This window comes from Streptomyces sp. NPDC017095 (genome assembly GCF_044332325.1).
Taxonomy (GTDB): Bacteria; Actinomycetota; Actinomycetes; order Streptomycetales; family Streptomycetaceae; genus Streptomyces.
Map to the genome: position 1 here is coordinate 545836 of NZ_JBIROU010000001.1, position 23507 is coordinate 569342.

The 23507-nt window shown below is 74.2% G+C and carries 12 protein-coding genes; 6 read left to right on the forward strand and 6 right to left on the reverse strand.

What is annotated here, in order from left to right; all coding sequences use genetic code 11:
• Positions 1-68: 68 nt before the first annotated feature.
• Positions 69-2042 (forward strand): tachylectin-related carbohydrate-binding protein, encoded by a 1974-nt coding sequence (locus ACH4OA_RS02160; RefSeq protein ID WP_397935264.1) that lies wholly within the window; start codon positions 69-71, stop codon positions 2040-2042.
• A 161-nt stretch (positions 2043-2203) separates the two neighbouring features.
• Positions 2204-5572, forward strand: a complete 3369-nt coding sequence (locus ACH4OA_RS02165) for a LamG-like jellyroll fold domain-containing protein (RefSeq protein WP_397967186.1) — start codon at positions 2204-2206, stop codon at positions 5570-5572.
• Positions 5573-5648: 76 nt separating this feature from the next.
• On the opposite strand, the gene ACH4OA_RS02170 is transcribed toward ACH4OA_RS02165, so the two are convergent.
• From ACH4OA_RS02170 to ACH4OA_RS02190, 5 genes are all read right to left on the reverse strand, one after another.
• Positions 5649-6362, reverse strand: a complete 714-nt coding sequence (locus tag ACH4OA_RS02170) for a thioesterase II family protein (RefSeq protein ID WP_397945612.1) — start codon at positions 6360-6362, stop codon at positions 5649-5651.
• Positions 6359-8173: an amino acid adenylation domain-containing protein gene (locus ACH4OA_RS02175; RefSeq protein ID WP_397967189.1), complete on the reverse strand. Its 1815-nt coding sequence runs from the start codon at positions 8171-8173 to the stop codon at positions 6359-6361. The genes ACH4OA_RS02170 and ACH4OA_RS02175 overlap by 4 nt, the downstream gene beginning before the upstream one ends.
• A 35-nt stretch (positions 8174-8208) precedes the next feature.
• Positions 8209-9420: an FAD-dependent monooxygenase gene (locus tag ACH4OA_RS02180; RefSeq protein ID WP_397935270.1), complete on the reverse strand. Its 1212-nt coding sequence runs from the start codon at positions 9418-9420 to the stop codon at positions 8209-8211.
• Positions 9417-15062 (reverse strand): amino acid adenylation domain-containing protein, encoded by a 5646-nt coding sequence (locus ACH4OA_RS02185; protein ID WP_397967191.1) that lies wholly within the window; start codon positions 15060-15062, stop codon positions 9417-9419. Before ACH4OA_RS02185 ends, ACH4OA_RS02180 begins: the two co-directional genes overlap by 4 nt.
• A 1626-nt stretch (positions 15063-16688) precedes the next feature.
• Positions 16689-17960, reverse strand: coding sequence for a sulfite oxidase (locus ACH4OA_RS02190; protein ID WP_397945616.1), 1272 nt, complete (start codon positions 17958-17960; stop codon positions 16689-16691).
• A 629-nt stretch (positions 17961-18589) separates the two neighbouring features.
• On the opposite strand from ACH4OA_RS02190, the gene ACH4OA_RS02195 reads away from it, so the two are divergent.
• The gene (locus tag ACH4OA_RS02195; RefSeq protein WP_397935276.1) at positions 18590-19951 is read left to right on the forward strand and encodes a bifunctional o-acetylhomoserine/o-acetylserine sulfhydrylase; all 1362 of its coding nucleotides are present in this window, start codon (positions 18590-18592) and stop codon (positions 19949-19951) included.
• Positions 19948-21099 (forward strand): homoserine O-acetyltransferase, encoded by a 1152-nt coding sequence (locus tag ACH4OA_RS02200; RefSeq protein WP_397967374.1) that lies wholly within the window; start codon positions 19948-19950, stop codon positions 21097-21099. Before ACH4OA_RS02195 ends, ACH4OA_RS02200 begins: the two co-directional genes overlap by 4 nt.
• Before the next feature lie 61 nt (positions 21100-21160).
• Here ACH4OA_RS02200 and ACH4OA_RS02205 read toward each other — a convergent pair whose 3' ends face one another.
• A complete protein-coding gene (locus tag ACH4OA_RS02205; protein WP_397967193.1) occupies positions 21161-21814 on the reverse strand; it encodes an NADPH-dependent F420 reductase in 654 nt (217 codons plus the stop codon).
• A gap of 258 nt (positions 21815-22072) precedes the next feature.
• Here ACH4OA_RS02205 and ACH4OA_RS02210 point away from each other — a divergent pair, with 258 nt between their 5' ends.
• Positions 22073-22702 (forward strand): TetR family transcriptional regulator, encoded by a 630-nt coding sequence (locus ACH4OA_RS02210; RefSeq protein WP_397935277.1) that lies wholly within the window; start codon positions 22073-22075, stop codon positions 22700-22702.
• Positions 22702-23487 carry a 2-keto-4-pentenoate hydratase gene (locus tag ACH4OA_RS02215; RefSeq protein WP_397967195.1) on the forward strand — a complete coding sequence of 262 codons (786 nt, stop codon included), beginning with the start codon at positions 22702-22704 and terminating at the stop codon, positions 23485-23487. The genes ACH4OA_RS02210 and ACH4OA_RS02215 overlap by 1 nt, the downstream gene beginning before the upstream one ends.
• Positions 23488-23507 lie beyond the last annotated feature (20 nt).

Below are 23507 nucleotides of genomic sequence, written 5' to 3' on the forward strand. Positions count from 1 at the left end.
TCCAAAATAACGACGTTCATCTTTTCGCCACCGCACCGTTCACCGAAGGCTGCCTAATGTCCGTCGCCATGACTCCCGACTCAGCGCTCCGAAGAGCGCGCCTGACGGCCCTCGCCACCGTGGTCGCCGCGACCATGCCTCTCCTGGTGGCCGTGCCCGGCACCGCGCACGCCGCCGAATCCGCGTCCTGCACCGCCACCGGCCCCACCTACGGGCTCGACTCCGCGGGCAAGCTGCTCCGCTACGACATGCCGACCCCGCTCTCGGGCGGCAACCTGAGCGACCCGAAGCAGATCGACACGGGCTGGACCGGCTACGGCCGGATGCTGGCCGGTCCGTCGGCGCAGTTCTACGGCATCAAGGCCGACGGGCTCTACCTCAGCCACCGGGTCAGCTCCACCGGGACCTGGGACGTCCACCACAAGAAGATCAGCGACAGCTTCGGCTGGCTGACCAAGGCCGAGGACCGCAATCAGGTCACCGTCGACCGCGGTGGCTGGATCTGGGTGCTCGACAACGCCGGTGCGCTGCGCGCGTACAAGTACGACACCGAGGACGGCACCTGGGTCCCCGGCAGCGGCAAGATCCTCGACCAGGGCTGGGACCGCTACAACCTGATCGTCGCCGCGGACACCGGGGTGCTCTACGGGCGCTCGGCCACCGACGGCAAGCTCTACCGCTCCCGCTACGACTTCTCCAGCCAGCGCTGGATCGAGCGCCATGTCGTGGAGAGCCTCGCGGACTGGAACCAGTACACCAAGGGCATCACGTCGATCGGCGGGGACACCCTGCTCGGCGTCAACGCCGCCGGTCAGGCCCACTACTACCGGTTCGACGAGAACATCCGCGACTTCCCGGTCTACAAGACGACCGTCGGCGCGGCCGGCTGGGCCGACTACTCCAACGTCTCGGGTGCCCCGGACGCCTGCCGGATCCTCAACAGCCACACGCCCGCGGCGACGCCGGTGCCGCTGGAGTGGTACACCCCGAACACCGTCATGCAGGCGCCCGACGGCAAGCTGGAGTTCGCCTACACCGACAACGTGGGCCACCTGGTGCACGGCCGCACCGACCCTGCCGACATCAACGGCGCCCAGTGGACGGTGATTTCCGGCCAGGAGGCCTTCGCCGGCACGCCCTCGCTCGCCGCCCACACCGACGGCCGGGTCGTGGTCACCGCCCACAACACCTCCGGCCGGGTCTGGCAGCGCAACCAGAGCGCCAAGGGCGCCGCGGACTGGAGCGACTGGACCGACCTGGGCGGTGCCATGGCCCAGCACCCCGTCACCGGCAAGACGCCCGGCGGGCTGCTGGCCGAGTTCGCCCTCGACGCGGGCGGCACGCCCTGGTACCGCATCCAGCAGCGCGCCAACGTCGACTTCATGGGCTGGATGCGGCTCTCCGGCACCGGCCTGACCGGTCCCCTCAGCGCCGTCACCGTACGCGACGGCGTCCAGCTCTTCGCCAAGAACGGCTCCGGCTCGCTGAGCACCGCCACGTTCAAGGAGGACGGCACCCTCTCCGCGTGGACCTCCCTCGGCGGCCCGGCGATCACGGGCAGCCCGTCCGTCGTCGTCTACCCCGGCTACCGCATCCGCGTCTTCGCCACCGACACCGGCGGCAACGTGGTCACCGCCGGCCAGGCCGCCGAGGGCGGCGCCTACGGGGCCTGGGACACCGTCGCCGGCATCACCGCGCAGGGCTCCCCCAGTGCCGTGATCTCCCCGCTGACCGGCCTCACCGAGGTCGTCGTCCGCGGCACCGACAACCTCGTCCACAGCACCGGTGAGACCGTCCAGGGCAGCGCCCAGTGGCGCACCTGGAAGCAGGAGACGTACGAGGGCGACGCCGCGGCCACCGAGCCGACCGCCTTCACCTACACCAACCCCACCGGCCCCACCTGGGCGTTCACCTTCCGCACCGCCGACAACCAGACCCGCCTGTACCAGGTGCAGCGGACCACCTCGCTCGGCGCGATGCGCGCCGCCGCCGACGCGCCGGCCTTCAAGAGCGGCGAGCTGCCCGCGCCGCCGGCCAAGTGATCACACCGTAGAGGCTCCGTGACGGCCCGACGCCGTCGCCTGTCGTACCGCCGCCCGCTCCGCCCCACGTCCTCGCGTCCCGCCGGCCCGGGGACGGGACGGGCCGGGCGGCGGTGTGCCTCCGGTCAGGTCCGCACCGCACCAGAAAGGTCCGCCCCGCCGTGTCCCGGGTCCGCGTACGCGCCCTCGTCGCCCTGTCCCTGCTCCTGCTGATCGGAGCCCTCGCCCCGCCCGCCGCCGCCGGCGGCACCCAGCCGTCGGCCGACGGCCTGATCGGGTCCGAACAGATCCTCTTCCGCTCCGGGACCGCCGGATACGGCTGTTTCCGCATACCCACGATCGTCCGTACGAAGGCGGGCACGCTGCTCGTCTTCGCGGAGGCCCGGCGCTCGCCCTCCTGTGCCGACCGGGGCGCCATCGACCTCGTGGTCCGCCGCTCCACCAACGGCGGCCGTACCTGGGGGCCCGTCCGGGTGGCGCTGAGCGGCAGCGACACCGACCCGGAGGCGCCGTACACGCGCGGTAACCCCGCTCCCGTCGCCGACCTGCGCACCGGCGACGTCCAGCTGCTCTCCACCTCCGAGCCGGCCGAGCCGGGCGGCACCCGGCTGCCCTGGGTCCAGCGCAGCACGGACGACGGGCTGACCTTCGGCGCGCCCAAGCCGCTGCCGCGCCTGACCGACGCGCGGGACGGCTGGTTCGGCACCGGACCCTCGCACGGCATCCAGCTCAAGCACGGCGACAAGGCGGGCCGGCTGGTGGTCGGGGCGTACGAGTCCCTCCCGCGCTCCGGCACCCCGCAGTTCGTCGGTGTGCTCTACAGCGACGACGGCGGCGAGAAGTGGTCCGCGAGCACCACGGCCGACTCCACCGCGCCCGGCATCGCACCGGGCGAGCCCACCGTCGCCGAACTCGACAACGGCCAGGTCTACATAGGCGCCCGCAACAACACCGGCACGCCGTCCGGGCACCGTACGCACGCCGTCAGCTCCGACGCCGGTACGACCGTGCCGGCGCAGCAGGTCGTGCCCTCGCTGACCACGCCCGAGGCCCAGGCGTCGGTCCTGGCGCTGGAGCAGACCTACCGGGCCACACCGGGTGACACCCTCGTACTGTCGGCGCCCTCGCACCCCACGGACCGGCAGAACATGCGTCTGCGCTACTCCACGGACCGCGGCACCACCTGGCACGACGCGGCGCAGATCAACGCCAGACGGGCCGGCTACTCGGACCTGGCCGAGCTGACCGACGGCGAGATCGGCCTCGTCTACGAGGGCGGCGACACCTTCTCCGCGGCCAGCGTCTACTTCAACCGCTTCATCCCGGCGGCGGCCGGCGTGCCGGGCACCTTCACCGGCGCGGTCCACCCGCAGGAGTCCCGGGCCGCGGGCCGCACCACCCCCGATGCCACCGCGGACGCCAACGACGCCTATCTCGCGGGCGGTTCGGGCCTCGGCGCCGGCCGCTGGCAGCAGGGGCTGGCGCTGGACGGCGCCGGTGAGTACGCGGACGTGCCGTACGCGCCGGGAATCGACCCGGGCGACGGCGACTTCACCTACTCGGTGTTCTTCGCCTACAGGGCGCAGCCCGGCGAGACCCAGCAACGGGTACTGCTGTGGGCCTACGGGTACGGCGCGGCGAAACCGCAGGTGTGGGTGCGCGCCCAGCCCGGCCAGAACCGGCTGTACGCCTGGGTGCAGGGCACCGCGGGCACCGCCTCCGTCGCGCTGACCGCTCCCGGTCCGTCGCCCGCCTTCGGTGACGGCGCCTGGCACCATCTGACGCTGGTGCGCGACGGCGGACGGATCACGCTCACGGTGGACGGCGCGGCCTCGGCGCAGGCCACCGGGGTGGCCGGGTCGGTCGGCGCCGGCCGCGCCGAGGGCGTCGACGGCATCCGGCTCGGCGCCAAGCCCGACTCGACGGCCGGTGATCCCTTCGCCGGGGGCCTGGACGAGTTCCGGGTGTACCGCGCCGCGCTGACGGACCCCCAGCTCGCCGAGTTGCGCACGGCGAACTCGGCGTCCTCCGCGGAGGGTTCGCTCGGGGTGCGGCTGCCGTTCGAGGTGGTCGACACGGCCGACGTGCCGGCGCTGACCTCGGTCGCGATCGAGGACGACGTCTCCGGGCACTGCGCCGACGGCACCCTGCTCGGCGGGCTGCCCGGCGAGGTGACCGGCCGGGTCGGCAAAGGCGCGATCTCGGTCTCGGCGTCCCGGCCCGGCGTCGAGGTCCCCTATCTGCCGGCCCTCGACGTCGGCTCGGGCGACTTCACCTACACCCTGTGGTTCCGGCACAGCCTGACCGAGTCCGACGCGAACGCGGCGCTGCTGTGGGCCTACGGCTCCGTCTCCGGCGAGCCCTCGCTGTGGGTGCGTGCCCAGCCGTCCCAGGGGCGGCTGCTGGCCTGGGCCGAGACGCCCGCGGGCGCGACCCAGGTGGCGCTGACCGATCCCGGCCCGTCGGCCGCCTTCGGCGACGGCTCCTGGCACCTGCTCGCGGTCAGCCGCAGCGGTGGCACGCTGCGGCTGAGCGTGGACGGCACCGCGGCGGCCGAGGCGACCGGGCTGTCCGGTGCTCTCACCTCGACGGCGACGCCGGAGGGGCTGCGGGTCGGCTCCAAGCCGGGCGACCTCGTGCCGTTCACCGGTTCCCTGGACGAAGTCCGGCTCTACAAGCGGGCGTTCACCACGGACGAGCTGACGAGGATCGCGCGCTCCGCCGTCGGTTCCACGGGCGGCTACCCGGCCGACCGGCCCGCCGTGTCGTGGTCCATGGAGAACGGCCACACCGAGGCCCACCCGGTGATGCGGCCGGCCGCGGGCCCGGCGACCCCGGACGCCTCCGTGCACTGCGACCACGCCTTCGTCCGGGGCGGGGCGCGGCCCGTGGCCTCGGCGGGCGGCGGCAGGTTCGGCGCCGGGCTGGCCCTGGACGGCACGGACGACTCCGTCGAGCTGCCGTACGGCACGGACGAGGCGCTGGGCTCCCGGGACTTCACCGTGGCGACCTGGATGCGCTACACGGCCGGACAGACTGGCGGCAACCAGGTCCTGTTCTGGGCGTACGGCACCGGCGGCGCCGAGCGGCAGGTGTGGCTGCGGGCCCAGCCGGGCCAGGACCGGCTAGCCGCCCTGCTCCAGACGGACACGGCCACCACCACCGTCTACGCACCCGACCCGAGCGCCGCGTTCGCCTTCGGCGACGGCGCCTGGCACCACGTGGTGCTCCAGCGGGCGGGCGGCAGGCTGACCCTGTCCGTGGACGGTGGCACACCCGGCGAGGCCGCGGCTCCGGCCGGCTCGGTGACGTACGACGACGGCTTCGCCGTGCTCGGTCTCCATCTGGGGGCCAGCCCGGACGGCTACGACCGGTTCAAGGGGTCGCTGGACGAGTTCCGCCTCGTGCGGCGCGCGCTGACGGCACAGGAGCTGACCGCGCTGCGCACGTCCAACGCGGACACCGGAACGGCCACCACCGTCCGGCTCCCGTTCGAGACGCTGTCGCCCCAGCCGTACGCCCGGATGTGAACCGGCCGGGCCGCGCCGGACGTTCCCGGCCGGCGGGGCGCGGGTTCCCCCGGGCGCCGGCCGGCCGGGGACGCCGTCAGCCGTCCGCGTCCGGGGCCAGCAGGCCGTCGAGTGTGGCCGCGAGCGGCCCGGGGTCGGTGGCGAAGTACATGTGGCCGCCGGGCAGGTGACGCAGTCCGCTGCCCGGCGCGCCGGCCTTCGACCACAGCGCGGCCTCGTCGGAGGACACCAGCTCGTCCTCGGTGCCGAGCAGCGCGGTGACCGGTGCCGGGAGCACCGCGGTGGCGGCGGGTGCGTACCTCTCGGTGATGCCGAGGTCCGCGCGCAGGGACGGCAGCAGCAACTGCCGCAGCTCCGGGTCGTGCAGCGCCGGATGGTCGTAGCCGACCAGTGCGCGCACGCGCGAGACCAGCGCGTCGTCGTCCAGCTCCGCGACGCCGATGCGCGGCCGGGGCAGCCACGGAGCCGCCGCGCCGCTGACGACGAGGCGCTCGATCCGTACACCCTCGGCTGTCAGCCGCTGGGCGACCTCGTAGGCGACGAGGGCGCCGAAGCTGTGGCCGAACAGGGCGGTGGGACCGCCGGCGGCCGTCTCCAGGGCGAGCGGCAGGCACGCCTCGACGAGGTCGGCCATCGACTCGCAGGGCGGTTCGGCGAACCGTTCCTCGCGGCCGGGCAACTGCACCGGGACCACGCGGGTGTGGCGGAACGGGTGGCGTTGCGGCCAGGTGCGGAACAGGCCCGCGCCCGCGCCGGCGTAGGGGAAGCAGAGCAGGTTGCCGAGCGTCATACCGCGCCTTCCTGACGTTGACGCACCAACCGCGCCATGGCGGTCAGCGACGCGTGGAGATAGAGGTCGCGCAGCGGGATGTCGGGGAAGCCCGCCGCGCGCAGCTCCTCCCGCAGCCGTGGGACGAGGACCGACGTGCCGCCCGCCTCGAAGAAGTTGTCGTCCGGGCCGGTGACGGGTACGCCGAGGAGCCGCTCCCAGATTCCGGCCAGCGCCGTGGCGACCGGGTCGTCCATGGTGCGGGGCGGTGCGGCCGTGGCGCGGGCCGTGGTGCGCGGGGGCGGGAGGCGGTCGGTGTCGATCTTGTTGTTGGGGGTGAGCGGTATCTCGTCGATGGCGGTGAGGGTCGCGGGCAGCAGGTGGCCGGGCAGCCGCCGGGCCAGCCGCCGTCTGATCTCCGCGATGCCGTCCGGCTGTCCGGTCACCACATAGGCGTCGATGCGCGCGTCCGCGCCGTGCGCCGTCCCGCGGGCCACGACGGCCGCCGCCCGGACCTCCGGGTCCTCGGTGAGCACGCTGCGGATCTCGCCCAGCTCGACCCGGTGTCCGCGGATCTTGACCTGGTCGTCCAGTCTGCCGAGATGTTCCAGTTCGCCGTCGGCGCGCAGCCGCCCGCTGTCACCGGTGCGGTAGAGCAGCCGGCCGGGGGTGCCGGTGACCCGGTCGGGGACGAAGCGCTCGCGGGTCAGCTCGGGGCGGTTCAGATAGCCCAGGGCCAGGCCGCGCCCGCCGACGTAGATCTCCCCCGGTGTCCCGGGCGCCGTCGGGTCGCCCTGTTCGTCCAGGACGTACACGTCCCATCCGTCCAGCGGGCGGCCCACCGAGCGGGTGCCGTCCCGGGCGTCCGCGGGGGTGAGCGTGCGCCGGGTGCAGTGCACGGTCGTCTCGGTGATGCCGTACATGTTCTCCACCCGGCACTCCGGATACCGGGCGAACCACCCGGACAGGGTCCGGGTGTCGAGCGGTTCACCGCCGAAGACGAGGAGCCGTACCGCCAGGTCCTCGGTGCCGAACGCCGGGGAGGTGACGAGCTGGGAGAACGCGGACGGGGTCTGGTTGAGTACGGTGACCTGTTCGGCGGCCAGCAGGGCGTGGAAGGCGCGCGGGTCACGGCTGGCCCAGTGGGGGACGACGACGAGCCGGCCGCCGGTCAGCAGGCAGCCCCACATCTCCCACACCGAGAAGTCGAAGGCGAAGGAGTGGAACAGCGTCCATACGTCGTCGGGGCCGAACCCGAACGTGTCGGCGGTCGCCGCGAGCAGCGCCACGACGTTGCGGTGCGGGACGAGGACGCCCTTGGGCCGGCCGGTCGACCCGGAGGTGTGGATGACGTAGGCCACCGCGCCGGGGTCCGCCGGGGGCAGGTCCGGGGACGGCGGGTCCGGGGCCGAGGCCACCGGCAGGCAGACGAGCCCGGGCAGCGGATCGTCACTGACGGCGGCGCCCAGTCCGGCGTCCCCGGCGATGAACTCCAGGCGCTCCGCGGGGTAGCCGGGGTCCAGCGGCACGTACGCGGCCCCGGCCTTCAGCACGCCGAGCAGCGCGACGACGAGGCCGATGCCGCGCTCCACGCGCACGCCGACGCGGTCCCCTGGGCGGACGCCCCGCTGCGTCAGGGCACCCGCCAGCGCGGTGGAGCGGTCGTCCAGGTCCGCGTAGCTGAGCGTGCGGTCGCCGCAGGTCACCGCGGGGCGGTGCGGGCCGCTGCGCACCTGGCGGGCGAACAGTGCGTGGAGGGCGGCGTCCGGGGGGAAGCGCGGTTCCTCCCCGGCGGCGCGGGAGAGCGCGCCGCTCAGCGGGCGAAGGGACATGGGACCCTCCCTGGGTTCGGTGGGGCGGGCGGGCGTCACGGCACCGGGGGCGCGGGATAGCTGAGGACCGCCGCGTCCCGCTCGACCAGGACCCGCCGGGGCACGGTGCGGTAGTAGGTGTCCCGCTTCAGCCGGCGCAGGAAGTTCTCGCTGTGCTGGGCGTTGCTGGCCGTGCGGGAGGCCAGGACCAGCTCGCGGTTGCGTTCGCGCCGCCGGTCCTCGTAGGTGCGCAGTCCCCGGGCCGGGTCCTCGGCGGTGGCCAGGCTCTGCGCCAGGACGACGGCGTCCTCCATCGCCATGGCGGCGCCCTGCCCCAGGCTGGTCAGCATGGGATGGGCGGCGTCGCCGAGCAGCGTCACCCGCCCGGTGCCCCAGCGCTCCAGGAACGGCCGGTCCTGCGCCGGTACGGTGATGATGTCGGCGTCGGGGGTGAGCGCGATCACCTCCCGCACCTCCTCGGCCCAGCCGGCGTAGAAGCGCGCCACGTCGTCCTTGCCGCCCTTCCACGCGGCGGAGTCCGTGAGCGTCATGGCCTTGGTGCCCCACCAGTAGGCCCGGCCGCCGCCGATGTCGATGAGGCCGAAGCGCTGGCCGTCGCCCCAGTAGTGGCCCACGTACCCGGTGACGAACCGCGGGTGGTGGAAGTCGACGATGCCCAGCCAGCACAGGTAGCCGCCGTCGCGGACGTCGTCGAGTCCGGCGAGCTGCCCCCGCACGGCGGAGCGGAAACCGTCCGCGCCGATGAGCACGTCGCCCTCGGCGGTCCTGCCGTCCTCGAACCGTACGCCCACACCGTCGTCGTGCTGTTCGAACGCGACGGCGCCGGCCCCCATCTCGATGGGGCAGTCGGCGGCCGACAGCAGAGCCTGGTGCAGCCCGGCCCGGCTGACGCAGTAGCTCGGTGCCCCGGCCTTGCGGCACGCCTCCTCGAACGGCAGCGTCCGGATGAGGGTGCCGCGGCCGCTCCTGATCTGGAACCGCCGGATGCGCTGGCCGTACTTGTCGAGATGGAGGTCGATGCCGAGGGTGTCGAGCGCGGTGACCGCGTTGCTCATGACCGACAGCGCGGAGCCCGCGGCGCGGAACTCGGCCGCCCTCTCGTACACCTCCGCCTCGATGCCGACGCGGCGCAGGGCGATCGCCGTGGTCAGTCCGCCGATGCCCCCTCCGACGATCACGGCCTTGCGCGCGCGCCTCCTGCCCCGCGCGCCCGGGGTGGCCCTGTTGGTGCCGGTGTGTTCCGTCATGAGCGGTCCTTCGCCGTGGCGTCGGTGAGCCTCGTCAGCTCCGAGGCGACCACCTGTACGTAGGGTTCTTCGATGATCCGCAGATGGTCACCGGGGATGTCGACGACGGTGAGCCTGCCGCGGGTGCAGCCGTCCCAGCCGTTGTGCGCGTCCTCGTGCAGCGTGCGCGCGACCGTGTGCATCTCCCGCAGGACCGCGGGCAGCGGCTGGGTGGCCCGCAGCAGGGTGAAGTCCACGTCGAAGGTGTGGCCGGCGTAGTCGATGGCGGCCTGCCAGTTGGCCTCGTAGACCTTGAACAGCCTGCGGACCACGGAGGCCGAGCTGTCCGGCGGGAGGACGCCCATCTCGACGGCCCGCTGCGCGATGAACGCGAACTTCTGCTCCAGGTCCGGCAGGTGGCGCGGGACGAGGGCCTCCGGGGAGTCGCTGCCCAGCTTGAGGAAGAGCAACTCCCAGAAGAACCAGCCGAGCAGGGCGTCGTCGGTCAGGCCGGTGCGTTCGCCGGGCTCCAGCGCGACGGTGTCGAGCAGGAACACGTCCGCCGTCTCCTCGCCCGCCCGGCGGAGCCGTTCGGCCATCTCCAGGGCGACGAACCCGCCGAACGACCAGCCGCCCAGCGTGTAGGGGCCGTGCGGCTGCACCCGCCGGATCGCCGCCAGGTAGTTCTCGGCGAGCGCGGCGACGGAGGTGAGCGGTTCGGTGCCGGCCTCGGTGCCGGCCGCCTGGAGTCCGTAGAACGGCTGGTCGGGCGGCAGGTGTTTGGCGAGCTGCACGAAGCACAGCACGTTGCCGCCGGCGGGGTGCACGAAGAACATCGGCGGGCGCGTGCCCTCGGTCCGGAAGGGGACCAGCGGGTCGAAGGTGGCGACCGCGCGGTCCGAACGCAGCAGCCCGGCCAGGTCGGCGACGGTGGGCGCGGCGATCAGGCCCGACATCGGGATCTCGACGCCGAACCGCTGTTTGACCAGCATGACCAGGCGCATCACGGTGAGCGAGGTGGCGCCGAGGTCGAACAGGTCGTCGTCCACGGAGACGGTGGGGAGCTGCAGCAGTTCGGCGACGGTGGTGACGAGCACCCGCTCGTACGCGTCGCGCGGGGGCGTCACCGCGGTCCGCGTGCCGTGCCGGGCCAGGGGCAGCCGGCGCAGTGCCGCGTCGTCCCGCTTGCCGCTCGGGGTCAGCGGCAGCGCGTCCAGCCAGGTGAAATGGGTGGGGACCAGGTGCTCGGGCAGCGTCCGCCGCAGGCTCTTGCGGATCTCCTCGACATCGGTCCGGCCGGCGTCGCCGACGAGGAACGCGGCCAGGAAGGCGTCGTCGTCCTGCCGTGTGCGCGCCACCACCGCGGCATCCCGCAGGCCGGTGCCCCGCGCGGCGCGCAGGACGGCCACCTCGACCTCGGCGGGTTCCACGCGGAACCCGCGGACCTTGACCTGGGCGTCCGCCCGCCCCAGGTAGGCGATCGCGCCGTCCGGCAGCCGGACGCCGAAGTCGCCGGTGCGATACAGCGTCCGGCCGGGGTCGCCGGGGTGCGGCCGGAAGCGTTCCGCGGTCAGTCCGGGCTGGCCGAAGTAGCCGTCGGCCAGGCAGGTTCCGCCGAGATACAGCTCGCCCTTGATCCCGTCCGGGACCGGGCGCAGCCGCTCGTCCAGCAGGTGCAGCTCGGCCCCGTCGACCGGGTGCCCGATGGGCGGCAGGGCCGGGGCGGCGCCGAAGTCGCCGGTGAGGGGGAAACGGGAGACCACGTGGGACTCCGTGGGGCCGTACTGGTTCTCCAGCAGGGCGTCGGGCAGGGCCGCGCAGAGCCGGCGGATCTCGTCGGTCAGCCGCAGTTGCTCGCCCGAGGAGACGAGGACCCGCAGCCGGCGGGGCACCAGCCCGAGGGTCCCCGACGCCTCCGCGAGCTGCTGGAGGGCCACGTACGGCAGGAAGACCCGCTCCACGCGCGCGCTGTCGATCAGCCGCAGCAGCGCGGCGGGGTCCTTGCGCTGGTCCTCCCGGACGAGGACCAGCGTTCCGCCGGAACACAGGGTCGAGAAGATCTCCTGGAAGGAGACGTCGAAGCTCAGCGGGGCGAACTGGAGCGTGGCTGCGCCCGGGGCCGCGCTGGGCGCGGCGTTCTGCCAGGCCACCAGTCCGGCCAGGGACCGGTGGGGCATCGCGACGGCCTTCGGCACCCCGGTGGACCCGGAGGTGAACAGCAGGTACGCCGTGTCCTCGGGTGCGATGGCGGGCGCGGGGCGGGGTCCGTCCCCGGGAGGCTCGCTCAGCACGGTGTCGAGGGGCAGGAGGTCCTCCTGCGCCTCGACGAGGTGGGCGTGGTGCGGGCCGGCCACCACCCTCGTGGGGCGGGCGTGCCGCAGCATGGTCCGCAGGCGTTCGACCGGGTAGCCGGTGTCGAGGGGCACGCTCGCGGCGCCCGCCCTGGCGATGCCGAGCACCAGGGCCACCAGCTCCGGCGAGCGGTCGACGGCGATGGCCACCCGGTCGCCGGGCCGGGTGCCGGACGCCCACAGGTGGGCCGCCACCCGCTCGGCGGCGCTGTCGAGTTCCCGGTAGGTCCACCGCACGTCGCCGAACCCGAGCGCCTGCGCGTCAGGGGTGCGCGCCGCCTGGTCCGCGAAGAGCCGCACCACATCGGGGTGCGCGGGCGGCTGGGGCGCGGCTTCGGGGAGGCCGGGGCTGAGGAAGCCGAAGTCCGCCTGTTCCCCGGGGCGTTCGGTCATGCGGGTGACGACGGCGCGGTAGAGGCGGGCGAACAGTTCGGCCTGGTCGCGGGTGAGCGCGCGCCCGTCGTAGTCGACGCGCAGGGCGATGCTCTCTTCCAGCGGATCGACGATCGCGTTGACCAGGAGCTTGAAGTTCGTCTCCTCCCACGTCCGGAAGGCCGGCATGCGCACCCCGGGAGTGCGCAGGATCGAGCCGAGGACGTGGAAGTGCACGTAGTTGAAGCAGGATTCGACGGAGAAGCCGGAGGGCTGGCCGGCCTGGACGGCGCTGAGCGGGTACCGGCGGTGCGGGTGGCTGCGCTGCTCCTGCGCGTACAGGGCGCCGGCCACCTCCAGCCAGGTCATGCCCGTGGTGTCCACCCGGACGGGCATGCTGTTGAGGAACAGTCCGACCATCCGCTCGGCGCCGGGCAGGTCGGGGCGTCCGTGCGTGACCAGGCCGGTGACGTAGTCCTGGGCGCCGAACTGCGCTTGCAGGGCCAGGCAGTAGGCGGCGAACAGCAGCGACTTCACCGGGACCTGCCGCTCGGTGGCGAGCGCGCGGACCGCCGCCGCGTCCTGCCGGGACAGCGGCACGTGCAGCGAGTCCGCCCGCGCGGGCGTGTCCCGTGGGGCGAAGGGGCGCAGGCCGTCGAGCTGGGGCAGGGCGGCGCCGTCCAGCAGGGTGCGCCAGTAGGCGCCGGCCTCCTCGGACGCGAGGGCGCGCAGCTCGTCCCGGACGTAGTTGGCCGGCGACGGGAGCAGGGCCTCCTGGACGGCGCTCACGCCGAGGCCGATGCCGTGCGCGTAGTCGCGGAGCAGCTCGCTCAGCAGCGTGGCCACACTGCCGCCGTCCAGGATGGCGTGGTGGAAGCTGAAGACGATCTCCAGGCTGTCCGGGCACACGTGGACGTGGAAGAGGTACAGCGGTGCTTCCTCGAAGACGTACCGGTGGGTGCGCCGCTGGTCGACGTGTGCGCGGACCGTGGCCTCGATCTCGTCCGCCGGCGCGGCGCGCAGATCGGTGACGGCCAGGCCGCCGGGCGCCTCGGGGTGCACGATCTGCAGGGGCTGGGAGTAGCCGGCGAGGCCGAACGAGGAGCGCAGCACGGGATGGCGCCGCACCAGCCGGTCGAACGCCTGCCGGAAGGCGTCCTCTTTCCAGGGCAGGTCCAAGGTGTACTGGAAGACGTCGTGGTAGGCGGCGGAGTTCTCCTGCTCGCGGCTGTGGTAGAGCAGTCCGAGCTGGACGCGGCTGACCGGGAAGGCGTCCACCGCGGCGGTCAGGCGGGCCCGGTCGACGGCCGAGACCAGCTCGAACGGCGCGACCGCGGTGGTGGTGGCCTTGTCGTCCCGTGCCACCGCCCGCGAGGCGAGCCGGGCGACGGTCGGTGCCTGCATCAGATCGGTGAGGCTGAACTCGATGCCGCGCTGGAGGCACACGGCGCGCAGCCGGAGCATGGTGAGCGAGTCCCCGCCGAGGACGAAGTAGTTGTCGTGGACGCCCACGGACGGCTTGCCCAGGACCTCCGCCCAGACGGCCGCCAGGGCCCGTTCCATGGCGGTGCGCGGGGCGACGTGGCGCGCGGGTTCCTCCGGTGCCGCCGGCTCCGCCACCGGGGGCCGCGGCGTCACCGCGGCGGCCGGTGCGCCGGCCGCGCGGTCGAGGGCCGCGACCGGGCTGTCCGGTGCGTCCAGGCCCTGCCGGAGCAGTGCGAGCACCTGCTCGCCGATGGTCTCGGCCGGCAGCGACCGGTCGAACACGTCGCGGTCGTACTCGAGGTCGACGTACAGGGCGGGAGATCCCTCGGGTGCCTGGACCACGACCGACAGCGCGTCCTGGTCGCGCAGCATGGCCGCCATCGAGCCCTGCCGGCTGATGCCGGGGGCGGTCGGCGGTTCGGGGAAGTTCAGGTAGGACAGGGTGACGTCGAAGAGCCGGCGGGCGTCCGGCCCGGCGGCCGTGCTGTCCGGCAGGACGTCGCCGAGACAGACCCGGCCGTGGTCTTGCAGGGTGCGCACCGACTCGCGGACCTCGGACGCCAGTTCACGCAGGGGCCGGGTGCCGTCGGCGCGCACCGGGAGCGGCAGCAGGCTGGTGAACATCCCGGGTGTGGCGCGTTCCGCGGCGGTCCGGCGGTTCAGCAACGGGACGCCCAGCACCACCTCCGCGGTCCCGTGCAGTCCGGTCAGCCAGCTCGCGAAGGCGGCGGTCAGATAGGGGAAGGGCGAGCCGCCCTGCGCGCGGAGCCGGGTCACGAGACCGGCGTCGACGACGAAGGAGGTGCGCCCCACGCCCTGTCGCGCGCCCTCGCCGCGCCGGGCGAACAGCGCGGGCCGGACGCCGGAGAGGAGCCGGCGGACGGCCGCCGTGTCGCGCGCGTGCTCCGCGGAGGCCCGGTAGCGCAGGTCGTCGGCCACGAAGTCCGCGTAGGGGGCGGGTCCGGGCAGGGCGTCGGGCCGGCCGGCGTAGTCGGTGAGCACCTGGGCGGTGAACTGCCGCAGGCCCCAGCCGTCCATGATCAGGTGGTGTGCCCTGAGGTAGAGATGGACCTCGTGGTCGCTCTCCCGCAGCAGCGCGGTCTGGTAGAGCCTGCCCCTCCTGGTGGTGAACCGGGTGCGGGCGGCCTCGGCCAGCCAGGACGCGCGGGCGGCCGGCGGGTCGGGGGTGTGCCGGAGGTCCACCACGTCGACTTCGGCGCTCGCGGCTCCGGTCCACTGGCAGGGGCGGCCGTCGGTCTCGTCGAAGCGTAAGCGGAAGGTGTCGTTACGCTCCAGGGCGCGGCGGACGCTCGCCGCCAGCCTGCCGATGTCGACCGGCCCGGTGAGGCGTTCGTGCAGGGTGCAGGTGAGCTGCGGGGCCGCGGGCGCCAGGGATTCGGAGACCCAGATGTCCTTCTGGTAGGAGGTCAGTGCGAAGGTGGGCATGGCAGTCATGGCTCTCTTCGTCTTCCTTTACGTGTTCTCCGGGCAGGACGAACAAAAGCCGGTCCGCGGCGGGTGTCCGCGCGGGACGGGGCGCCGGCTTCGGTGCAGAGGTCGAAGGGCGGGTACGGCACGGTGGAGCCGGCGCTGCCCGGCGGGAAGGGGGACGCTGCCGGCGGCTCCCGAGCGGAACCCGGCGAGCGGGCACCGCTCGACGGTCCGGCCGGCTGACAGCCGCCGGGTCGCCCGGGGCGTGCGGCTGCCGTTGCCCTGTGCCTTGCCCGCCGTCGCGGGGTCTCGTGAGTCTGGCGGCCCGGGAGCTACGTGAGTCACCCGGCGGGGCGTCTGGGCTTCCATCGTCCCCACGAGCCGGCTGAGGTGTCAACGAGGCGTATGACCGCGGCAGGTTCCGGCGCCGGGCGGGAGGTCCCTTCCGTGGCTGGTCATCGCGCGGTTGGCGGGAGCGGGCCCGCCCATGGTCCCGGCCGGTGGCGACGCGCGATTTGGTCAGGTCCGGCGCGGCCCGGGCGCCGGGGCACCGGGCGGGAGCACGGCCCGGCCGCGCGGCGGCCGTCGCTGCCACTGTGTGAGACGTGCGGGCCGCAGCGGCACGATGACGCGAACTCCCCCTTCGCCGCGCCCCCGACGCGGCGATCCGGCCAGGGAGGGCGGGCCGCTCCGGACCGGCGGACCCCTCCCCCGCCGGGTCGCGGCTGCCGTGCGGACACCACCGCCACCACCTGGGATTCGGCGCCGGCCGGGTGTGGCGCCGCGGATCGCCGGGACGGCGGACCACGGCCGGGAGGAGGCGATTTCGGGTCACTCATTGCGCCACCCTGGTGCGGCGCACGGGGGCGTCTCCGGGCACGGCCGCGCCTCGGCACTCCGCCGGCCCGCGCATTGGTCTACCGGCTGCCGGCACCGGAGTACGCGGGCGTCCGGCCGCCCCGGGACGGCATTGGTTGCCGCGAAGCGGGGCAAAGGCGACGCACCTCAGGGCAAGTCCGTCGGTCCGCCGGGCCGTTGACACGGGAGGGCGCCCTGGGGAAGCTGTTGCGGTCTGTACGCGTCCGCGAGGGACGCGGGCGAAGGCGCCACGGAGTCGTCGCACCGATGGCCGTCGGCGGCACCGCCGAGCGGCGCCCGGATCGCCATCGGAGCCCGGTCGTCGGTCCGGGTGCGGGTCGCAGGGGCGAGGACCGCACCGCCGGCGGGGAGATCAGCGCAGCCGGCTCTCTGCCGCGCCTGTCGGGGAGCCGTTCCCACCTGCACGTCGACCATGGACCAGCCGAGCCGAGCGGGGACATCCGTGCGCAGTCCGCCTGCTGGAAACAGAAGCACCGACGCGGGACCCGGCCCGGCCGCCGTCGAGGCGCCGCGTGCCACCCGGCTCCCGGACCGGCCGGACGCTCTGCCGCGCCTCGCCTCCGCCGGGCGGGCCCGCGCGGTCGCGGCCGAACGCGCCGGCGGCCCGGCTCGTCCGCCCGCTGTCGTCCGCGCACGCCGGCCACGGCCACCGGCCGCCGGCCCCGGCCGTCGCGGTCTTCCGCCTCCGCACCGAGAGGGCGCCGACGCCGGCTGGCCGCCGCGCCGTGCCCGCCGGCGGTCCCCCTCGCGCGGCGCCGGGCCGCCGTGAGGTCAGAGCACGGTCACCGGATGGCGTACCACCGCGCCGAACAGATAGCCCTCCGTGTTGGGCACCGCCGTGTCCGGCTGGGTGCGGCCGGCCGTGTCGGTGGCGCGGGCCAGCAGCTGGGCGGGCCCGGGGGCGGCGGGCGTCCAGGGAAGGGACCAGCGCGTCCAGGTGCCCGCGCGCGGCCGGTCGTGCAGCCGGGCCGGCCGCCAGGTCGTCCCTCCGTCGGTGCTGACCTCGACCCGCGCGACGCCTCCCGCGCCGGACCAGGACCGGCCGCGCAGCACCTGCCGCCGTCCCGCCGGGAACGTGGCGCCGCTCGCCAGCTCGAAGGCGCTCTTGACGGTCTGCCTGGTGAGCGGCGCGGTGCCCTCCTTCGGGTAGGCGGAGCCGAACAGCCGGTAGAAGGTGGTGTTCCAGGGCGAGAAGAGCGGGTGCGCGGACACCTCGATGTCGCCGACCCACTTGACGGACGAGATCCCCACCCAGGAGGGCACCAGCACCCGCACCGGATACCCGTGGTCGTACGGCAGCGGCTCGCCGTTCATCTCGTAGGCGAGCAGGACGTCCTCCAGCGCCTTGCCCAGCGGCAGCGGACGGCGCACCCGGCCCAGGTTCTCGCCGCCGCTGACGTACTCGGCGTCCAGGCCGCGCGGCTGGACGTCCACGGCGTGGGAGGACAGCCCGGCCCTGCGCAGCACGTCGGCCAGGCGCACCCCGCGCCAGCGGGCCACGCCCACGGCGCCGAGCGTCCACGGGGTGCCGTTGACCGTCTCGCCCTGCTGGGTCGTGTAGTAACTGCGGCCGTTCCCGGCGCACTCGACGAACGCGGTGCGGGTGACGGCGGGCAGGGCGCGCAGATCGTCGTAACCGAACTCGACCGGCCTGTCCTCGCCGGGGGCGCCGCGCAGTCCGTCACCCCACAGGCGCAGCCGCCAGGCGGCGGCGTCCAGGACGGGGGTCGCCGTGTGGTTGCGGACGAAGAACAGCTCGTTGGGGGTGTGGTGCCCGGTGCCGCTCAGGGCCTCCCAGCGGGTCTCGGCGTTGGTGCCGCGCGGGATGAACCACTCGGGCGGCAACGGCTTGAGGATCGACGGGCCGGCGGCGTGGGCCGGGGCCGCCGCGGGCAGCGCGGTGCCGCCCGCGGTCGCGGCGAGCAGGGTGAGCAGCCGGCGGCGCGTGACTCCTTCCGCTCTGGCCTGGCCGGCGAGCCACTGGCGCAGTCTGCGGCGGTCGTAGGCCGTTTCGTGAGGGGTGACGGAGCCGACAGCACGCATGGCAGGTCCTCGTCATAAAGGAGGGAAAGGGAAGGAGGCGGTCACGGCACTCGTGTGACGGGGTCGTCGAAGGAAGGGGCCGGGGGAAAGCCGGTCAGCCGGGCGGCCGACACGGCGCCGCGGCCACCCGGACCAGGTCCCCAGGGCGGCACCGCGTCAGGGGCTCCGGCGCACACATGGCGGGATGCAAGCATGCGACCGGCGCGGGTGTCAACGGATCGGTGACGTACGGAGGTTCGCAAGGTGAGCGCGGCGCGCGGCCCGGAGCCGTCCGCGCGTCCGGGTGAAGGGAAGCGGGCTCCGTCAGGGGCTGCTGCGGTCCGGGGGCCGTCCGCGCGTCCGGGTAAGGGAAAGGTCACGCCGTGCTGGTGCGGCGCCGCGTCCATGTGGTTATCTGGCTCCATGACCGTGCTCGTGACCCGCCGCCACGTCGACTACGTGCGTGTCACCGCCACGGGTTGTCCCGCCGCGAACTGATGTCGCGCCGCCGGCTTCCGGCCGGTCTCCTCTCCACCGCACCACGCTGAACGCCGCCCTGTTCCGGGCCCGGCTCGCAGCCCTGCGGCACCTTCGCCCCTCCGCGTGCCTCACCGCACGCGTCTTCGCTTTGCGCACAAGGGAGTTACCCCATGAGCCAGCCCGTCGACTCCGTCACCGCCGGCCACACCCCCGAGGACGGGCCCGCCGGCCCCGACACCTCCGCCTGGTCCTTCGAGACCCGGCAGATCCACGCGGGCGCCACACCGGACCCGACGACCGGCGCCCGGGCGACGCCCATCTACCAGACGACGTCGTTCGTGTTCCGGGACACGCAGCACGCCGCCGACCTGTTCGCGCTGGCCGAGCCCGGCAACATCTACACCCGTATCCACAACCCGACCCAGGACGTCTTCGAGCAGCGGATCGCGGACCTGGAGGGCGGGGTCGCGGCCGTGGCGCTCTCCTCCGGGCAGGCGGCCGAGACCCTGGCCATCCTGACCCTGGCCGGTGCCGGCGACCACATCGTCTCCAGTACGTCGCTGTACGGCGGCACGTACAACCTGCTCCGGCACACCCTGCCGAAGCTGGGCATCGAGGTGTCGTTCGTGGACGACCCGGACGACGTCGAGGCGTGGCGGGCGGCGGTCCGGCCGAACACCAAGGCGTTCTTCGCGGAGACGCTGGGCAACCCGCGCGGAAACGTCCTCGACGTGCGGGCGGTCGCCGACGTTGCGCACGCGGCCGGGGTGCCGCTGATCGTGGACAACACCGTCCCGACGCCCTATCTGCTGCGGCCCATCGAGCACGGCGCGGACGTCGTCGTCCACTCGGCGACCAAGTTCCTGGGCGGCCACGGCACCGCCATCGCGGGCGTGGTCGTGGACGGCGGCACCTTCGACTTCGGGGCGCACGCCGAGCGGTTCCCCGACTTCACCGAGCCCGACCCCAGCTACCACGGGCTGCGGTACTGGCCCGCGCTCGGCCCGGGCGCCTTCGCCGTCAAGCTGCGGGTGCAGCTGCTCCGCGACCTCGGTCCGTCGCTCTCCCCGCACTCCGCCTTCCTGCTCCTGCAAGGCGTGGAGACGCTCAGCCTGCGCCTCGAACGGCACTCCTCGAACGCCCAGGCCCTCGCCGAGTGGCTGGAGCAGCGCGACGAGGTCGCCGTCGTGCACTACCCGGGGCTGAAGTCCAGCAGGTGGTACGAGGCGGGGCGCAAGTACCTCCCCCGGGGCGCCGGTGCCGTGGTCTCCTTCGAACTGCGGGACGGGGTCGAGGCCGGCAAGCGGTTCGTGGACGCGGTCGAGCTGTTCAGCCATCTCGCCAACATCGGTGACGTGCGCAGCCTCATCATCCACCCGGCGTCCACCACCCACAGCCAGCTCGACGAGACGCGGCTGGCGGCCACCGGCGCCGCCCCCGGCCTGGTGCGCCTGTCGGTCGGGATCGAGAACCTCGCCGATCTGAAGGCCGACCTGGAAGCGGGCTTCCGCGCGGCGAAGGGCGCGTCCTGACCGCCGTACCGACCGCGCCCACGGTCCCCCTCCCGCCGGCCTCCGGGGCCTGGCGGGAGGGGGACCCGCCCGGGCGCCGCCAGTGGTACGTGCGCGACGGGCCGCTCGCCCTGGAGGCGGGCGGCGAACTCCCGGGCGTACGCCTGGCGTTCGAGACCTGGGGCCGGCTCGCCCCGGACCGGTCCAACGCGGTGCTCGTGCTGCACGCCCTGACCGGTGACAGCCACGCCGCCGGTGCCGCCGGGCCCGGCCACCCCGCCCCGGGCTGGTGGGACGGGCTGATCGGCGCCGGGCGCGCGCTCGACACCGACCGCTGGTTCGTGGTGGCGCCGAACGTGCTCGGCGGCTGCCAGGGCAGCACCGGGCCGTCGTCCCGGGCGCCGGGCGGCCGCCGCTGGGGCGGCCGCTTCCCCTTCCTGACCCCGCGCGACCAGGTGGCCGCCGAGGCCGGCCTGGCCGACGCGCTGGGCATCGACCGCTGGGCGCTGGTCGCCGGCGGGTCGATGGGCGGCATGCGGGCGCTGGAGTGGGCCGTGTCGTATCCGGAGCGGACACGGGCGCTCCTGGTGCTCGCCACGGCCGCCGCGGCGAGCGCGGAGCAGATCGCCTGGGCGGACCTCCAGTTGCACGCCATCCGCGGCGACCCGCACTGGCGCGGCGGCGACTACCACGACGCCGGCCCCGGGCTCGGCCCGCACGCGGGACTCGGCCTGGCCCGCCGCCTCGCCCATGTCACCTATCGCAGCGAACCGGAGTTGCAGGCGCGTTTCGGGCGGGCGCCGCAGGGCGCGGAGGAGCCCTGGCAGGGCGGCCGGTACCAGGTCGCGTCCTACCTCGACCACCACGCCGCCAAGCTGGTGCGCCGCTTCGACGCGGGCAGCTACGTCACCCTGACCGAGGCCATGAACAGTCACGACGTCGGCCGGGGCCGGGGCGGTACCCGGGCCGCCCTGAGCCGGGTGACGGCCAGGACACTCGTCGCCGGCGTGGACTCCGACCGCCTCTATCCGCTGCGCCAGCAGGCCGAGCTGGCGGCCGGCATCCCCGCGGCGGACCGGCTGCGGGTGATCGCGTCCCCGTGCGGTCACGACGGCTTCCTCGTCGAACAGGAGCAGGTCGCCGCGCTCGTGCGGGAACTTCTCGGGTAGCCGCGGGATCGCCGCGCTCGTGCGGGAACTGCTCGGCTAGCCGCGCCGGCCCGCCGTCGGATCAGCGGACGATCTTGAAGCCGAACATGTCGGTGCCCAGGGCCGCCCAGGTGTCGATCCACATGCGCAGCATCATCTCGGTGGCGCGGGCGGTCCGGATGCCGCCGAGGTCGAGGACGTCCTTCCAGCCCAGCGACTCCAGCAGCCCGGTCACCACGGCCTTGGCCGCTGCGTCGTCACCGCTGACGAAGACCGTGTGGTCGCCGTCCCCGATCGCCGCGGGCGCCGCCATGGCCTGAGCCACCAGGGTGTTGAAGGTCTTGACCACCCGGGCCGCGGGCAGCGCGCGCTGAAGCTGCTCGCCGAGGCTGTCGGTGTTGACCGGGTCGAGGACGGCGTCCGGGTCGGACCAGTCGAGCGGGCTGGACACGTCCATGAGGACGCGGCCGGCCAGGGCCGGGGCGAGCGGGGTGAGCGCCGCGACGCAGGAGGGGCCGTCGATCGCGTTCACCACCAGATCGGCGCCCGGCACCGCGTCCGCGAACGCGCGCAGTTCCAGGGCCGGATGACGCTCGGCCAGCCGGGCGTACGCCTGGTTGGTGTCCAGGGTGGCGCGGGGCGAGCGGGTTCCCACGACCACGTCGTGTCCCAGGTCGAGGAAGGCGGGAGCGAGGACGTGGCACACGGCACCCGTCCCCAGCAGGGCAATTCTCATCGGCTCGCTTTCTTCCGGAGGATCTGCGCCGGCCGGCTGGACAAACCGTACCCGACCCGCGCCAGTGCCCTGGAACCGAACTTACTGCCGCCGAACACGGACTTGAGCAGCGTGCGGGGTGCGGCCGCCGGGTCAAGGAGCGGACCACCGAGCCGTTGTTACGGGTGAGTTGCTGTAGCAGTCGTTCCAATTGGAGCAGCCGCTACGGTAAGGTGGGCACCACGGACCGGCGAAGGCGGCGCGACAGGGGGCATCTTCATGACCAGGCCGCAGAATGCGCGGAAAAAACGCGCGAACGGCGTGGAGTCGCGGCAGCGGATCCTGGACGCGGCGGTGGAGATCGCGGGCGAGCGTGGGTACGAGGGGACGTCGATCGCGGCCGTCAGCGCCAAGTGCGGGCTGCCGGCCAGCTCGATCTACTGGCACTTCAAGGACAAGGACGACCTGATCGCCGCGGTCATCGAGCGCAGCTTCGAGACCTGGCTCGCGGCCGTCGAGCTGCCGGACGAGTCGGCGGGCACACCCATGGACCGGGTCGTCGCCATGGCGGCGAACGTGGCGAAGTCACTGGTGGACGCACCCGACTTCCTGCGCCTCGGCCTGATGCTCGCCCTGGAGCGGCGGCCCGTCGAGCCCCGGGGCCGCACCGTGTTCCTCGAAGTCAGGGACATCGCGCGGCAGAAGATCGGCGAGGTGGTCCGGTTCCTGCTGCCGGACCTGGCCGATGACGCGGTGCACCTGCTCACCGCCTACGCCGTCGCCGGGGCCGACGGCCTGTTCGTCCAGCGGGAGATCAACGGCGACGACGTGGATCTGGTCGCCCTGTTCGAACTGCACGCACGGCTGGTGTACGCGGAGGCGGAACGGCTGGCGGCGAGGAGCGAGTGATGATGCTGACCGATCGAGAACGCACCGAGGCGGCACGGATGTTACGCGAGGCGGAGCGGCACGCGGCCCCGGTGGAGCCGCTGTCGGCCGTCCTGCCCGGCCTGGACCTGACCGACGCCTACGCCGTGCAGCGCGACACCATCGCCCTGCGGCTGGCCGAGGGCGCCACCGTCGTCGGGCACAAGGTCGGCCTGACGTCCGCCGTGATACGACGGCTCCTCGGCGTCGAGCCCGACTTCGGCCATCTGCTGCACGACATGGTCCACCGCGACGGTGCCACGGTCCGTGCCGGGCGGTACTGCGCGCCCCGCGTCGCACCGGAGATCTGCTTCCGGCTCGCCCGGCCGCTGCGCGGCCCCGGTGTCGGCGTCGCCGACGTCCTGGCCGCGACCGAGGCGGTGGCCCCGGCACTGGAGATCGTCGACAGCCGGATCCGCGACTGGCGGATCACCCTGGTCGACACCGTCGCCGACAACGCCGGCACCGGCGGACTGGTGTGCGGTCCGTGGACACCGCTGGAGCGGGCTCCCGACCTCGCCGCCGTCACGGCCGACCTCCTCGTGGACGGCGAGCGGGTCGCCTCCGGCAGCGGCGCGGACGTCCTCGGCCACCCGGCCGCCGCGGTCGCCTGGCTGGCCGACGCCCTCGCCGGTCACGGCACCGCCCTGGAAGCCGGTCAGCTGGTCCTGTCCGGCGCCATGACCACCGCGCCCCGCGTCGGCGCCGGACAGACCGTCGAGGCACGCCTGAGCCGCCTCGGTCCGGTGTCGGTGACGTTCGGCTGAGCGCCACCCGGCCACCGCCG

What these genes read in the sequence shown, in the direction of transcription:
- ACH4OA_RS02160 (WP_397935264.1), top strand. Translation starts at nt 69, where the DNA reads ATGACTCCCGACTCAGCGCTCCGAAGAGCGCGCCTGACGGCCCTCGCC.
- ACH4OA_RS02170 (WP_397945612.1), bottom strand. Translation starts at nt 6,362, where the DNA reads ATGACGCTCGGCAACCTGCTCTGCTTCCCCTACGCCGGCGCGGGCGCG.
- ACH4OA_RS02175 (WP_397967189.1), bottom strand. Translation starts at nt 8,173, where the DNA reads ATGTCCCTTCGCCCGCTGAGCGGCGCGCTCTCCCGCGCCGCCGGGGAG.
- ACH4OA_RS02180 (WP_397935270.1), bottom strand. Translation starts at nt 9,420, where the DNA reads ATGACGGAACACACCGGCACCAACAGGGCCACCCCGGGCGCGCGGGGC.
- ACH4OA_RS02185 (WP_397967191.1), bottom strand. Translation starts at nt 15,062, where the DNA reads ATGACTGCCATGCCCACCTTCGCACTGACCTCCTACCAGAAGGACATC.
- ACH4OA_RS02190 (WP_397945616.1), bottom strand. Translation starts at nt 17,960, where the DNA reads ATGCGTGCTGTCGGCTCCGTCACCCCTCACGAAACGGCCTACGACCGC.
- ACH4OA_RS02195 (WP_397935276.1), top strand. Translation starts at nt 18,590, where the DNA reads ATGAGCCAGCCCGTCGACTCCGTCACCGCCGGCCACACCCCCGAGGAC.
- ACH4OA_RS02205 (WP_397967193.1), bottom strand. Translation starts at nt 21,814, where the DNA reads ATGAGAATTGCCCTGCTGGGGACGGGTGCCGTGTGCCACGTCCTCGCT.
- ACH4OA_RS02210 (WP_397935277.1), top strand. Translation starts at nt 22,073, where the DNA reads ATGACCAGGCCGCAGAATGCGCGGAAAAAACGCGCGAACGGCGTGGAG.
- ACH4OA_RS02215 (WP_397967195.1), top strand. Translation starts at nt 22,702, where the DNA reads ATGATGCTGACCGATCGAGAACGCACCGAGGCGGCACGGATGTTACGC.